We start from the raw sequence: 15,013 nt of genomic DNA, 5'->3' as shown, positions 1-15,013 counted from the left end.
TTTCTTACACTCGAACGTGTAACTTCATATTTGGATTATAAAATTGGCTTGGGCTCTTCAGCTGAAAAGTTCCTCCAACTTCATGCCAATCAACTGTTAACTTATCATCCATAAATACAAGCTTTGTACGATCTGCGATAAAATTCATTGCGCTAGATTCGATATCCACATCGCGCTCATCTTTTTCTGCTACAGCTACTAAATCGATAATTCCGCTCATTACACAACCGCAACCTTCATTATCGTAAAATAACTTTATATATTTCGCTTCATTTGGAATCGTATCCATAATCTTTTTATATGCTGCTTCTGTTACAGTAACGTACATATGTTAATCTTCATCCTCTCTTCTCATATCCTTCATACATTGTACCACCATTTTCTCTTAAATTTATATACATAAAATTAAGACTAATATACAATATATGTAATAAAGGAGGTTGTATCACTCATGTTCAAATTACTGCGATACCCCATCTTCTTAGGCCTACTCGGTAGCTTTTTTATTTCTAGCGGAATGCTATTACAACATATACTTCCTTATTCTCCTTCTATTGGTTGGATTTTAGGCTTTATTTGTTTCCTAACCGCTTCTTATTTTGCTATGAAAAAATAAGAAGCGCTTTAAGATTTATTTGCAGCTTAATTTTGACTTGGGTGTTACTTTCGGCCCACAAGAGAAACGTTGGCTCTATAACGATTCAACTCTCCTCTCTATTTTAAAATCTATACACAATACGATTGAACACACAAAAATATAGAATTCATAATATGTATATAGTGGTTCTATTTTTAAAACTAGTTTTTCAAAATATAGAAAGGAGAACATACATGTACCCACGTAATTGTTTTAGTTGCGACGGCAGACGCAATAGTAGTTCTAACGGAAACACCGGGCCCACTGGTAGCACCGGACCTACTGGAAACACTGGCTCTGCCGGCATCACTGGACCTTCCGGGAACACCGGACCCACTGGTAGTACTGGACCTTCTGGCTCTGCCGGGCCTTCCGGAGCTGGTTTCCAAAGTACTACCGCCTTTAGTCTAGCAGCCGCCCCCACCTATAAAAAAGGACAAGTTGTCACTTATACGAGCAGCGGCTATGTTGTAAAAAAAGATGCACCTCAAGGATTTCCGAATGTATCTCCAGATTATATCGTATTAGTAGAAAGTGGACCTACTGGAAACACTGGCAGTACTGGACCTTCTGGCGGTACCGGACCTTCCGGCATCACTGGACCTACGGGGAATACTGGATTTACTGGCAGTACTGGGCCTACGGGGAATACTGGACCTTCTGGCAGTACTGGGCCTACGGGGAATACTGGACCTTCTGGCAGTACTGGGCCTACGGGGAATACTGGATCTACTGGATTTACCGGGCCTACTGGATTTACTGGTTCTACTGGTAGTACCGGACCTACTGGCATTACCGGACCTACTGGAGCTGCAGGTAGTGCCTCAGCAAAAAGTATTATTTTTCAAGGAACAAATGCTGGTTTTCAACGTATAGCGGGTTCTCCTGGCATTGACTCCAATGTTATTCCATATGTCACTGCTGGAGACGGTAGTGTAGTTGGCTTTGCTGCATCTATAAATGTAAATAACTTACCTGCTGCTGTTTATACGATTGATATTTGCAGGAATGTCCCAACAAACCTCACTGCCCCTACTTCCAGTTACATTTTAACTACTATTACCTTAACTACCACGGACAAAATTACCGGAACTATAGTATTTTCCATTAAACCGACGGATACTGGATCAGGACAAATTCAAGTATTTAATCCTACTCCAGCCGTAGGTCCGGCTACTGTAACTTGGACTAGCATTACAACTGGAAACCCTGTTTCAAGAGGGGATGCTATATCTCTTTATATTAACCCTGGAATTACTGCCAGTGCTGTATATTCTATTTTTCTAATCACTAATATTTAGTTCCTTCTTAACAGTAATTTATTTAACAAAAAAAGGAGATCACTCTCAAATAAGTAATCTCCCTTTTAAAAATTTTTTCATTACATTGGCAATACAATCTTCACAGTCGTTCCAACCCCAACTTCACTTTCAAAACTCATTTTACCGTTGTGGTCTTTAATAATTTTTTCTGTAACTACTAAACCTAAACCTGTTCCCGTTTCTTTCGTTGTGTAAAAAGCTTCATTTAACTTCGGAATTTTGTCTTTTGGAATACCGCAACCTTCATCCTTAACTTGAACAATGATTGCATCTTCTACAGTCACTTTAATCGTAATCGTTCCGCCAACTGACATTGCTTCAATCGCATTTTTAATTAAATTAAAAAATACTTGCTTTAATCGTTTTTCATCGCATGTAATCGATGGTATGTCTTTACTATAAATACCTTGTATGTGCACTCCTTGCTTTAAAGCAGGCTTTCCCATAACTCGAATAACATAAGCGATAATTTCTTCTATATTATGAACTTCTGATTCTAGTGATTTAGATTTCTCAAATCCACTAAGTTCTGTAGCGATTGTATGAATTCGCTCTACTTCTTGTTTCATAATATCACTATATATTTTATCCTCAGGATATTTATTTGCTTGCTTATTAACAAATTTATCTAAATTAGCTAGAGGTCTTCTAATTTTGTAACCAATAACTGTAGCCATTTTCCCAACAGTTGCTAGCTTTTCTGTTTGTTGTATTTCTTTATCCATCATCTCAAGCGTACGAACGTAAGATTGAAACCTTAAAAACATAATCCAACATATGATAGTAAATACGCTATATAATGCCATCGGGATTAAAACGAGTGACGAGTGAATAATGATTCCTATAAGAGCGTATTTCCCAACAAGTATACCAGTAACTAACCAAAAATACCTTTTGTTCACAAAGAGTGGGGCAAATAAAATAAAAAATCCTTCTACTATATTCCCACCATCAAACTCAGCATCACTACCGTAGTAAATCATAAAATTATGGATAAAATCTAGTAGGTTATATCCAATTAGAATAATATATTTCACTGCAAATGGATTCTTCCATTTCATGAAGTATACTCCAATACAAAACAAAATCACCATTAGAAAATAAAGCCATAAACCTAAACCATCTTCAAATTGTCCTACTCCTTCTTGCTCTCCTCCTATTAAAGGTACAATAAATTCGTAGGCAAGATCGTATACAAAAAATATAATGAAAAATAAACTTAAAAATATTTTCAGTGCCTTCATTTCTTCATTTTTAAATATATCGTCTTTATTCATATCGTAACTCCTAGCTTTTCTCCCTCTTGGATTTCATTATTTCCACGTTGCTTCGGGAGCATAATATCTATTCTAGTTCCAATATCTCTTTCACTTGAAATATGTAATTCACCAAGATGCTGCTCAGTAACAAGCCGATTCGCTACAGTAAGTCCTAGGCCAATTTTATCTTGTTTCGTTGTATAAAAGGCCTCTTTAACACGAGCTAAATTTTCTTTCTTAATACCGTAACCATTATCAATTACACTTAGCATTACATAATCTTGTCCTTTGTTTTCTAACCGTAACTCTAATGTGCCACCTTGCTCCATTGCCTCCAGAGCATTTTTTATGACATATAGAAAGACTCCTCTTATTTTCCGCTCATCACATTCAACTTCTATCGTCTTTTCTTCCACATTAGAAATAAACTGGACGCTAGATTCATTCATTTTTTCGCGAACAATTTTTACTGCTTGTAATGCAATTTCACCTATATTATGTTTCTTATAAACAGAAGGTTTACATGTAGCAACTTCCATTAACTCACTTATCATATTATTCATATTTTCTATTTCAAAAATCATCTGTTCGTAAATAGGGTCCTCCTCATGCTTCTCTCGTTGTAATTGCGTAAACCCTTTTAATGAAGCAAGTGGATTTTTAATTTCATGTCCCACTGTCGCTGCCATTTTTCCGATTACTGCTAATTTTTGTGATTCACTAGCAATCTTAATACTTTCCTTTACCGCTGAAAGGTATTGTATAAATCGATTTAAAATGATGTATGCCGCTATTAATACGAGTGTATACATAATGAGGAACATAAATCCTTTTACTTCCTTTAATACGAATAAATAAATAACATATTTCCCTACAATTGTCGAAAGTACAAACACAAAATATTTTTTATTTAAAAATATAGGTACAAAGAAGATGAAAATAATTTCTATTATATTTACTCCATCAAATGCCGCCTCATTATAAAGCATATACGAAAGTATATTAACGATTTCTATTCCTATGTATGCAAATACACATGCATATTTAACAAGGTTCGCTTTCTCTTTTTTTATTAAATATACATTCACACCGAGTATTGCAGTTCCGCAAATAACTTGCCATAGTATGCTATGTCCCATATCCGTTAATGATTTATTTTCTAATACGATTGCATAGAAAATTTGGTATGAAACAACAATGACATATAGCACCCATAAAAAAATTTTTGCATTCCTTTCTTCTTCTTTATATGATAGAAAACTTCCTTTCACTTCAACACCCCTTCAAAATAATATCTCGAAGAATACCATTTATTATAATAAATGATTTTCATAGACAAACAAAGATAAATCGAACATTTGAGGAAAATCATCCCAATAAAGCAAAGTATCTTCAGGCTATATAAGCATAAAAGCTATAAACAATAATACGTATATTATGGGAGGTGTTTTATGTGGACGGCAAAAAAAATAAAAAAACAGAACAACTGGAACCCTTCACGCGTGAGAATGAAGGAAAGAAAATGACGACAAATACAGGTGTTACCATTTCAAATGATGAAAATACTTTAACCGCTGGTGATCGTGGTCCTACCCTTCTAGAAGATTTCCTAATGCGAGAAAAGCTTACTCATTTTGACCGTGAACGAATTCCTGAAAGAGTCGTTCACGCACGTGGATACGGTGCACATGGTATATTCGAGCTATATGAATCTTTAGAAGAGCTAACAATGGCCCACTTTTTACAAGACCCTTCAAAAAAAACACCCCTTTTCGTTCGCTTCTCTGAAGTAGCTGGATCAAAAGGGGCGAATGAAACAAATCGAGATGTACGAGGGTTCGCCGTTAAATTTTATACAGAAGAAGGAAATTTTGATTTAGTAGGAAACAATATTCTTATTTTTTTCATTCAAGATGGCATTAAATTCCCTGATCTTATTCACGCCCTTAAACCTGAACCGCATAATGAGATTCCACAGGGACAAACAGCACATGATACATTTTGGGACTTCATCGCCAATAACCAAGAATCGGCTGCGATGATGATGTGGATTATGTCTGATCGTGCCATTCCAAGAAGTTTTCGAATGATGCAAGGGTTTGGCGTTCATACATTTCGCTTAGTGAATAAAAATGGAAAGTCACGATTCGTAAAATTTCACTGGAAGCCGAAGCTCGGCATTCACTCATTAATTTGGGATGAAGCGCAAAAATTAGGTGGTGCTGATCCAGATTACCATCGCCGTGATTTATGGGAAAATATTAATGCTGGAAACTATCCTGAGTACGAACTTGGCATTCAAATTTTAGAAGAAGAGGATGAATTTAAATACGATTTCGATATATTAGATGCGACGAAAATTTGGCCTGAAGAAGATTTCCCCGTTAAAATCATCGGGAAAATGACATTAAATCGCAACGTCGAGAATGTATTCGCTGAAACGGAACAAGTCGCGCTTCATCCGGGAAGTATCGTCCGTGGTATTGATTTTACAAATGATCCGCTCTTACAAGGTAGGCTCTTTTCTTATACAGACACTCAATTGGCACGCGTCGGTACAAATTATCAAGAATTACCGATTAACCGTCCGATATGCCCATTTCACAACAATCAAAGAGATGGTGCATCTAAATATATAATCGACAAAGGAAAAATTGCTTACCATAATAATTCCTTAGCAAATAACACTCCTTACACTGTCCCCGGTACAAAGGGTGGGTTCGTTACATATCCTTCTACTGTATCAGGGCATAAAACGAGAGAAACAGCCGCTAGTTTCAAAGATCATTTCTCTCAAGCACGTTTATTTTGGAATAGTATGAGTAACGTCGAAAAGGTTCATATTATGCAAGCCTTCTCCTTTGAATTAGGAAAAGTAAAAAGTAAATCGGTCCGCCAACAAGTCGTAACTATGATTGGGCATATTAGTACTGAATTAGCTACGTTAGTCGCTGAAGCGATCGGAGCAAAAGTCCCAAATATTCAAGAATCGGGCGTTACGAAATCATCGCCAGCACTCAGTATGGCAAATACGACATTTAGTCCTAATACATTACGAGTAGGTGTCATTGTTGCAAATGGATATGACGGACAAAACGCGCAATATATACTAAATCAATTCAAACAAGTTGGGTTGCAGCCAGTAATTGTTTCCGAGCGATTAGGTATTGTGCAAGGAACGCAAAATGTACGTTGGGACGTGAATGACACTTTCTTAACGGGATCTTCACTTCTTTATGACGGGCTACTTCTTATTGGAGGAAACCTTGATGAACTGTTTCTTAATAAAGCGAGTTCATTTGTCGTAGAATCATATAATCACTTTAAGCCAATTGGTGCCTTTCAAAATGGATCTACCGTTATTCAATCTTTAAATATTGAAGGAAAGCCTGGCGTCCTAATAGAACAAAACCCTACGCAACTTGCAAATAAATTTATTAAAGCCATGACGAAACAACGCTTTTGGGATAGAGCATATGAATAGGTTAGAGGGATAATTTATGTTTGTTACCGTCGAGAAAGATGTGCATATTTTTGTGCAAGACGTTAATCCTGGACCCGGTAGTAAAACCGTGTTTTTCGTTCATGGCTGGCCTTTAAATCATCAAATGTACCAATATCAACTCAATGTGTTACCACAGCATGGTTTCCGCTGCATCGCTATGGATATACGCGGAAACGGGCAATCTGATAAACCATGGACTGGTTACACATACGATCGTTTAGCAGACGATATCGCCATTGTTCTCGAAGCACTTCAAGTAGAAAATGCTACATTAGTCGGTTTTTCAGTAGGTGGTGCTCTTTCTATTCGGTACATGTCCCGCTATAATGGCCATCGTATTTCTAAACTTGTATTAGTCGATGCTGTTTCCCCCTCTTTCGTTAAAAATCAAGAATCGCCCTATGGTGTCCCAAAAGAACAAGCAGATACCCTCATTAATCAAATGTATGCCAATATGCCAAAATTTTTAAATGATGTATCTTTATCATTTTTTAATAGAAACTTAGGATCTGCTACGTTAGAATGGTTTTCTTATCTCGGTATGCAGTCTGCTTCCTACGCTCTCATCAAAATATTGCAAGCAGCCGCAAATGAAGATGTAACGAAAGATTTAAGTGAAATTAACGTCCCAACAAAAATATTCCACGGTGTTCACGATCAACTTATCCCTTACAAAAGCGCTGAACTCACGCAAAAGCGGATTAAAAATTCTCAGTTACATCCTCTTACAAATAGCGGTCACGGCTCTCCAATTGATCAAGCGGATGAATTAAATGCAGAACTTATAAAGTTTTTGCATTCATAAAAATCTATACCAAATCGCTTCAATTGGAACGCATTTTTTGAAAAGATTAAAATTCACATATTTCTCACAAATCAATCAATAAAACGATTACCTGTACATTTATACTAAATGTACAGGTAATACTCCCTAAACCCAGCTTGTCTGGTTACCCCGTTAAATACTATAAAAAAAAGAACTTGTATCGTTATACAAGTTCTTTTTGTTTGTTCTATTTAAAAAGTATATCTTTACTATACTGCTTTCCAGCAAGTAAATCATATTGGATCATTTTATATTGCTCTAACATTTCTTTTTGTTTCTTTGTTAAATCTGTTATCTCTTCCCCATCTTTATTAACCTTTAACTCATCTCTAAGAACCGGTATTTCTTTATGCATTTCCGATAAAAATTGATAAAACGGTGATTGATTTAGTCCTGCATAATCAAAAACAAGATTAGAAAAATAAATTGGACTTACTAAACCTAAATTGTCATTTGGCAAATCAAAATTTGCATACATTAACAATGGTGTTTCTGACATAATTAATCTTTCTCTTACCGTCTCTTCATTTTCTATATATCCTGCTTCTTTATAAATAGATTTATTAGTTCCTAACATAGGTAAATGATCTCCAAAGAAGACTAATAAAGTAGGTCTGTCTAAATCGTTAAGCTGCTCGATTAAATATTGCAGAGCTTCATCAGACAGTCTTACACCTTCTGTATATGCTTCTAATTCCGCTTTCGATTCCTCTTCTGTTAATCCACTAATTTCTATTTTATTTTCTCCAAACATATTTGGCGTATACGGAAAATGATTTTGCATCGTCACCGCATGAATAAATGTAGGTTCTTTTCTCTTATTTAATTCATCTATGATTTCTTTACTCATAGATAAATCACCAATATTGTCTCCCACTACTTCTTTATTTTTCATCGTATCTTCTGCATTAAAATTATCGAATCCCAATGTTTTATATACATCTTCACGTTTATAAAACGATCGATTAAACGCATGAATTGCACTTGCATAATACCCTTGTTTTTTCAACTCACTTGCAATCGATGGAATCTCTTTTTGGCTTGGAACAGCTTGTTGATATGGTATAGAACCTGGCATTAAAAGACTCATCGAATAACTCGTTAAGGCTTCAAATTCTGTATTCGCTGTATTCCCTCCAAATGTAGGAGCTATCGTTTGTCCACCTGGAAAATTCTCTGTATAATGATGTAAATTCGGCACTGGATCTTCGCTAAATGAAAGATTCGTTAATTTTGTTGGATCCCAAAATGCTTCACTCATAATAAATATAATGTTCGGCTTCTCTACTTTTTTTTGTGCTTTTACTTTGCCGCTATATTGTTTTTCTATATCCTTTGCAATTTGCTGCATATTTTCTTTTGAATATTCCTCTGGCTCTTTAATAACTGTCGTATCTAAGTTACTTAAAAATCCAATAATAAAACCATTCGCTTTATAATTTGCAGCTTGATTCCATGCACGGATGTCTACTCCACCTTTTATAAATAAATCATTCATAAAGGTAGTAGGATAGTTACTATATCCATACAACATAAACCCAGAGCCACATATTAAAATAATCCTCATAATAATATGTGATTTTATAACTGGAATATACTTTCGTATATACGTAACTACAAATACAATCAACACAATGCCAACGATTGTCAGGAACATATTCCAAAAACTAAAATACTCCATGACCATCGGTATAACGGAATTCATATGACCAATCTGTGTAAAATCAGACGGGTAGAATGGCTCTCCTCTAAAAATGAGTTTAAAATGGTTCACCATCACAAAAATAAGTAAGACTAAGCTAGTTATCGTTGTACTTAAGAAAACTCTTCCAAGCAAATTATATGCAAAAACGTATACCATATAAATAAATAACAGGCTTAATATATACTGTCCATATTGTAAATACACCCATGTATTTACTACTATAAGGTTCATGTCCTCCTGCACTATGATATACATCCAATTCATTGTATGAGCAATTAAAAATAATACGACATACACTCGAATAGCCGGCCTAAGCTTATGACTGATGCCTTTATTCAAATGAATGATATATAGTAGTACACTCCACAAAACAATAATGAGTATACTTAGCGGTATTTCCCCATTAAAAAAATCTTTCGTTCTCTCAAATTCGAAAGACCTTAACATAACAAAGAATAGCGTTTCTAAACAGATCGCCCACATTCCACTAAGAATGATAGAAATTAATAGATTCTTTCTCGGTTGCTGAGCCGAGAAACTAAAATGAAATTCATCTCTTCTTCGTCGCTGTGTAAAAACATTAAAGCGCAATTTATTCCCTCTTTCCTTTACCCCTTCGTCTCGCATCAACAAACATATTGTCATATACAAAATACCATATTTGTATGCAGCTAGTCTCCCTATGTGCTTGTAATAATACACATGTATCCTTAATTTCCCCTTAAAAATGCAGTGAAACTTTAATAAGTCCGAACCATTCAGGATTGAACGGGATAAACCTTCTTCGCTCTATATTCTAACAGCATAAATGAACTACGCTTCACAAAATTGTTACCATAAGAAAAGAACCTATCAACACTGACAGGTTCTGCTTCATTCTAACAGACATGAGCATATGTATTATATAAGAGAATACATCCATACTTTCCATATAATACATACAAGTAAGATAACTACAAAATCAAAAAGATCTAATCTCGGGCCCTTTTTCATATTCATCTCTAGCCACATATGAATCCATTTTCTTTTTGTATATTTTTGAATGTTTTTCTTTGCAAATCTGTAAATGAGTACTTGCATAATAAAAAAACCGACTACGAAAATGAACAAGAAAATGAGAAAATCGACCACAAAATTCCTCCCTATTTTTGCAGCGATTTTTCTACTATATGATTTTTCAAGACCCACTCTTCAAATTGAGCACTTCCAAATTCCCAACTAAGATCACGAGCATGTACAGAAAAAACGTAATGACCAGCATATTCGTCCATAAATCTACCTGTCTCGATCTCATCTTTCTGAAGACCATATGTTCCAAAATTAAAATACACATCCCACACGTCTTCATTCTTCCGCTTATAAGCAATCGATTCCATATCACATTCTGTTCCGAAATAGTCAAGATGTAAATGTACGCTATCATCATATTCGTACTCCATTTTATCACCCCTTATATTTGTACTTCTTTATCACCCAAAAAATTCCTGCTATCTACACTCACATATGGGCACTTACCTACATATCATGCTTGTAGAGTGACTTCTAGGAGGTGTCATATAGTGAAAAAATTTATAGCTGTTTTTTGCATCATGTTACTATCTGTTTTCACATTTGCTGCTTGCAGTAGTAAAAAGGAAGGTACGAAAGAACAAACGCAAAACATTCGCATCGGCGAAGTTACCCATTCTCTCTTCTACGCCCCTTTATATGTCGGGATTGAAAAAGGATTTTTTAAAGATGAAGGATTAAATATTGACCTCCAAACAACAGCTGGCGGAGATAAAACGATGACCGCCCTATTATCTGGCGGAATTGATATTGCTCTCGTCGGTTCTGAAACGTCTATTTATGTTCATCAACAAGGTGCAAAAGACCCTATCATTAACTTCGCACAACTTACACAAACAGACGGAACATTTTTAGTTTCGCGTAAAAAATTAGACTCTTTTAATTGGAATGACGTAAAAGGTGTTACGTTTTTAGGACAGCGTAAAGGCGGCATGCCGCAAATGGTTGGAGAATACGTTTTAAAGAAAAATGGCATTGATCCTCGCAAAGATACAAACTTAATTCAAAACATCGAATTTGCTAACATTGCAAGTGCCTTTGCATCTGGTACTGGGGAATTTGTACAGCTCTTTGAACCGACTGCAAGTATATTCGAAAAAGAAGGAAAAGGGTTTATCGTCGCTTCGTTCGGAAATGAATCTGGAACTGTTCCGTATACAACGTTCATGGCAAAAGAAAGCTTCTTAAAGAAAGATAAAGATGCTGCTGAAAAATTCACACGTGCGCTCTATAAAGCACAACAATGGGTTGATACACATAGTCCAGAAGAGATTGGTGACACCGTTTCTCCATTATTTAAAGACACTTCAAAGGACATTACAGTAAAAGTAATTGAACGTTATAAAAAGCAACATTCTTATGCGACAAATCCGCTATTAGATGCTGAAGAATGGAAACAGCTCCAAACGATTATGAAAGAAGCTGGCGAATTACAAAAAGAAGTTCCACATGAAGCGCTCGTCAATACAAAAATTGCCGAAAGCGTTATTAAGAAATAGAGGCGAAGTGTATGAGTTTTTTACAAATACGTAACGTTTCTCACTGCTTTTTCGCGAAAGAGAATGCCAAACTAATTCTCGAAGATATGAGCTTACAAGTGGAAGAAGGCGAATTTATTTCTATACTCGGTCCAAGTGGTTGCGGCAAAACGACACTCCTCTCCATTATTGCCGGGCTACTTGATCCAATTGAAGGTATCGTCTTTTTAGATGGTGAGCCTATTACAACGAAAACTTCATCTATGGGATATATGCTGCAGCAAGATTACTTGTTCCCTTGGAAAACAATTGAAGAAAATATTATGCTCGGACTTCACACCCGAAAAATTTACAATGAACAGACGAAAGAACATACTTTACAGCTTTTAAAACAAGTCGGTCTACATGATGTAGAAGAGCAATACCCTCGTGAACTGTCCGGCGGTATGCGTCAACGTGCCGCTCTCGTTCGAACGTTAGCGACCGATCCTAAAATTTTATTGCTAGATGAACCATTCTCAGCACTCGATTATCAAACGAAATTGAAACTAGAAGATCTCGTTTTCAACTTACTACGCAAATATAAGAAAACGTCACTACTCGTAACACATGATATTGAAGAAGCAATTGCGATGAGTGATCGTATTTATTTACTACAAGCGAATCCCGGGAAAATTGCAAAAACATTTATCGTCCCAGAAAGCATCCGTTCCTTATCACCGTTAGAATCACGCCACCACCATGACTTCCCATCCCTCTTCCAAGATATATGGAAGGAGCTGGAGCGACTTGGATAATATAAAGCAACTACATGAACAGTTTCAGAAAAAAGAACGTAAGCGTGCATGGTTAGCACGCTCACTGCAGCTTTTACTGCTCATTCTTTTCTTTTCACTATGGGAAATAGCTAGCAAAAAAGAGTGGATTGATCCTTTACTCTTTAGCTCTCCTTCAAGCATTTGGGATCTCTTCCTTAGTAAATGGATTGACGGTTCGCTTTGGGTTCACATATGGACGACATTACTTGAAACAGGAGTAGGCTTCATTCTTGGAACAGTGCTCGGCGCTATTATCGCTACTTTTCTTTGGTGGATGCCACTTCTCGCTCGCGTGCTCGACCCCTATCTCGTCGTCCTAAACGCCATGCCAAAAGTGGCACTTGGACCTATTATCATTGTAATCTTCGGTCCAAATATTTCTTCGTCGATTGCAATGGGGGTAATCATTTCCATCATCATTACCATTCTCGTTATTTACAGCGCATTTCAAGAAGTCGATTCTAACTATATAAAAGTGATGGACACGTTTGGCGCAAATAAATGGCAATGTTATAAGCAAGTCGTTCTCCCTGCATCCTTCCCAGCAATTATTTCAACGTTAAAAGTGAACGTTGGTTTATCATGGGTCGGTGTTATATTCGGCGAACTTCTCGTCTCTAAACAAGGTCTTGGCTACTTAATTAGCTACGGATTCCAAGTATTTAATTTCACGCTCGTCTTACTGAGCGTACTACTCACCTGCGTCCTCGCAACACTTATGTATGTGTTTGTTGAGGCATTTGAAAAACTTCTAATTGGAAAACGAAAAAGAAGCTGACTTAGGGCGATAAACTATAGTCAGCTTCTTTCTTTACCTTTTATCACACATCTTTGTTTCATTTGTAACGTTTCCATCCGCAACTGTAACTGTATGGAAACAATCCTTCACACGTACTGTAACGACATTTTCTTTTCGATCTATTACATGATAATCATCATACTTTTTATTTAATGCACTACGAATTTGCTCTCCTTCAAAAATCGGAAAACCGTGAGACATTACCCAAATGAGACCAGCAACCGCAAGAATCGTTTTCATACGTTTCATTACCTCCTTGAGAGTAAACTTATAGTCCCTACAATATGCGCATTATAATTGTGTCTAATTTGTGACATTTTTATACTAATTCTCTTTTAAAGCTTCAGTTCCTTCTTCTTTTTGATAAAAAGACAGAATTTTCAATTTTATCAACATAAAAAACGCAAAGAACTAAAATTCTTTACGTTTTCTTGGCTAACATATATAACTCGCATTAGTGTCCACTTTGTTGTTCTAACGTTTTCGAAACATCATATAATCCCGTCAACACTTCCGCTCTCATTTTTACAAGCTCAGGGAACTGATAGAAGAACGCAATTTTTTTATACTTTAACTCCGATCCTTCTTTCACCTTTTTTGAATCTTGCAAAATAAATGCTGTAAACGTATCTGCAATATCTTCCGCTACGTTTGTCGTTCCATACTGTGAGACAAACTCCTCATGCTTTTCTTTAAAAAATTCAATTTGAGTTTCTTCACTTTCTTCTACTTTCTTTTCTATCCACTCCTGCTCAATGTCCTTCCAGAAAGAGTTATAAAATTGATTAATATAAGATTTTCCCCTCGCACATCCCTCTTGTAAGAAAAGAGTTTCACAGTTATTTCGGTACGTTGAAATATCTTTATCTTCTTCAAAATCCTTTACATAGTTTTCATCTACTGGTATTTGCTTATGCCCGAGCGTCAACACGTGAGCCGTCTCATGAATTAATGTTTTCATCACTTCATCGATATTTACCGCGGAATCAAGTGTATCTAAGCTTAGGGTCCAATCTTTCGGATTCTCCATACTAGGCATAACGTGAGCAACAACACCGTCATAACCGTCCGTTATTAAATCAAATTCTGTTATATTCCCGCGATATTTAGCTGGAATGAGAGTACGGTACATATCCCATAAGTCTTCATGATAACCTCTATCTTGACGCTGTTGTAGTACCTCTTCTTTCGCTTCTTTATCTTCAGCGAATACTTTATTTAAACGTTTCCGTTCTATTTTTTCAAAATAAGGATCTACAATTTCATCACCATCAATATAATAAGAGGCTAAAAAGAAATAATTTTCGTCATCCTCTTTTTTCTGCTCTGCCTCTTTCATATTCGCACTTTCATGCTCTTCTATATCATAATCTTCTACTGCTTCAAGTTCAGATAATCCATCTATTTTTTCATATACTTTTTGAAGTTTCTTATCTCCTATTTCCACACATTCTTCTTCTGTTTTACAAATTTCTTTTTCCTTCACACTCTTCATAGAACTATCGCATCCTGCTATTAAACCAATTGCGACGATCAACCCTACTAACTTGCCACACAGTCTCTTCATACAATCCTCCATTATTCCATTCTACAAAA

General features: G+C 36.1%; 15 protein-coding genes. 7 read left to right on the top strand and 8 right to left on the bottom strand.

Annotated features, from left to right (window positions below):
• Window positions 1–4: 4 nt before the first annotated feature.
• On the bottom strand, window positions 5–328 hold the full coding sequence (locus AC1DMU_RS24645; RefSeq protein WP_048540845.1) for an iron-sulfur cluster biosynthesis family protein: 324 nt from the start codon (window positions 326–328) through the stop codon (window positions 5–7).
• Window positions 329–451: 123 nt separating this feature from the next.
• On the opposite strand from AC1DMU_RS24645, the gene AC1DMU_RS24640 reads away from it, so the two are divergent.
• Window positions 452–616 carry a hypothetical protein gene (locus AC1DMU_RS24640; RefSeq protein ID WP_087984879.1) on the top strand — a complete coding sequence of 55 codons (165 nt, stop codon included), beginning with the start codon at window positions 452–454 and terminating at the stop codon, window positions 614–616.
• A gap of 215 nt (window positions 617–831) precedes the next feature.
• Window positions 832–1,938, top strand: a complete 1,107-nt coding sequence (locus AC1DMU_RS24635; RefSeq protein ID WP_306007979.1) for a collagen-like domain-containing protein — start codon at window positions 832–834, stop codon at window positions 1,936–1,938.
• A gap of 80 nt (window positions 1,939–2,018) precedes the next feature.
• Here AC1DMU_RS24635 and AC1DMU_RS24630 read toward each other — a convergent pair whose 3' ends face one another.
• The gene (locus AC1DMU_RS24630) at window positions 2,019–3,236 is read right to left on the bottom strand and encodes an ATP-binding protein (protein ID WP_046958663.1); all 1,218 of its coding nucleotides are present in this window, start codon (window positions 3,234–3,236) and stop codon (window positions 2,019–2,021) included.
• On the bottom strand, window positions 3,233–4,489 hold the full coding sequence (locus AC1DMU_RS24625) for an ATP-binding protein (protein WP_088064634.1): 1,257 nt from the start codon (window positions 4,487–4,489) through the stop codon (window positions 3,233–3,235). Before AC1DMU_RS24625 ends, AC1DMU_RS24630 begins: the two co-directional genes overlap by 4 nt.
• A gap of 182 nt (window positions 4,490–4,671) precedes the next feature.
• On the opposite strand from AC1DMU_RS24625, the gene AC1DMU_RS24620 reads away from it, so the two are divergent.
• Entirely contained in the window at window positions 4,672–6,702 is a 2,031-nt protein-coding gene (locus AC1DMU_RS24620) for a catalase (protein ID WP_476941587.1), read from the top strand.
• Between the two features lie 16 nt (window positions 6,703–6,718).
• Complete coding sequence (locus tag AC1DMU_RS24615; RefSeq protein ID WP_088064636.1) at window positions 6,719–7,528, top strand: alpha/beta fold hydrolase; 810 nt, start codon at window positions 6,719–6,721, stop codon at window positions 7,526–7,528.
• 208 nt (window positions 7,529–7,736) lie between these two features.
• Here AC1DMU_RS24615 and AC1DMU_RS24610 read toward each other — a convergent pair whose 3' ends face one another.
• From AC1DMU_RS24610 to AC1DMU_RS24600, 3 genes are all read right to left on the bottom strand, one after another.
• The gene (locus tag AC1DMU_RS24610; RefSeq protein ID WP_141542725.1) at window positions 7,737–9,881 is read right to left on the bottom strand and encodes an LTA synthase family protein; all 2,145 of its coding nucleotides are present in this window, start codon (window positions 9,879–9,881) and stop codon (window positions 7,737–7,739) included.
• 273 nt (window positions 9,882–10,154) lie between these two features.
• Window positions 10,155–10,385: a hypothetical protein gene (locus tag AC1DMU_RS24605; RefSeq protein WP_087984884.1), complete on the bottom strand. Its 231-nt coding sequence runs from the start codon at window positions 10,383–10,385 to the stop codon at window positions 10,155–10,157.
• A gap of 11 nt (window positions 10,386–10,396) precedes the next feature.
• Window positions 10,397–10,693 carry a DUF3986 family protein gene (locus AC1DMU_RS24600; protein ID WP_088064638.1) on the bottom strand — a complete coding sequence of 99 codons (297 nt, stop codon included), beginning with the start codon at window positions 10,691–10,693 and terminating at the stop codon, window positions 10,397–10,399.
• Window positions 10,694–10,813: 120 nt separating this feature from the next.
• Here AC1DMU_RS24600 and AC1DMU_RS24595 point away from each other — a divergent pair, with 120 nt between their 5' ends.
• Genes AC1DMU_RS24595 through AC1DMU_RS24585 form a run of 3 tightly spaced genes read left to right on the top strand, consistent with a single transcriptional unit; the run spans window position 10,814 to window position 13,396 of the window.
• Window positions 10,814–11,821 (top strand): ABC transporter substrate-binding protein, encoded by a 1,008-nt coding sequence (locus AC1DMU_RS24595; RefSeq protein ID WP_476941586.1) that lies wholly within the window; start codon window positions 10,814–10,816, stop codon window positions 11,819–11,821.
• Between the two features lie 11 nt (window positions 11,822–11,832).
• The gene (locus AC1DMU_RS24590) at window positions 11,833–12,597 is read left to right on the top strand and encodes an ABC transporter ATP-binding protein (protein ID WP_088064639.1); all 765 of its coding nucleotides are present in this window, start codon (window positions 11,833–11,835) and stop codon (window positions 12,595–12,597) included.
• Complete coding sequence (locus AC1DMU_RS24585; RefSeq protein WP_088064640.1) at window positions 12,590–13,396, top strand: ABC transporter permease; 807 nt, start codon at window positions 12,590–12,592, stop codon at window positions 13,394–13,396. The genes AC1DMU_RS24590 and AC1DMU_RS24585 overlap by 8 nt, the downstream gene beginning before the upstream one ends.
• A 33-nt stretch (window positions 13,397–13,429) precedes the next feature.
• Here AC1DMU_RS24585 and AC1DMU_RS24580 read toward each other — a convergent pair whose 3' ends face one another.
• On the bottom strand, window positions 13,430–13,657 hold the full coding sequence (locus AC1DMU_RS24580; protein WP_000849118.1) for a hypothetical protein: 228 nt from the start codon (window positions 13,655–13,657) through the stop codon (window positions 13,430–13,432).
• A 214-nt stretch (window positions 13,658–13,871) separates the two neighbouring features.
• Window positions 13,872–14,996 carry a zinc metalloprotease gene (locus tag AC1DMU_RS24575; RefSeq protein WP_098133826.1) on the bottom strand — a complete coding sequence of 375 codons (1,125 nt, stop codon included), beginning with the start codon at window positions 14,994–14,996 and terminating at the stop codon, window positions 13,872–13,874.
• Window positions 14,997–15,013 lie beyond the last annotated feature (17 nt).

It is taken from the genome of Bacillus sp. 01N45 (assembly GCF_056399205.1).
Note: the sequence above shows the minus strand (reverse complement) of the source record. Positions and strands in the feature narration are given on the sequence as shown.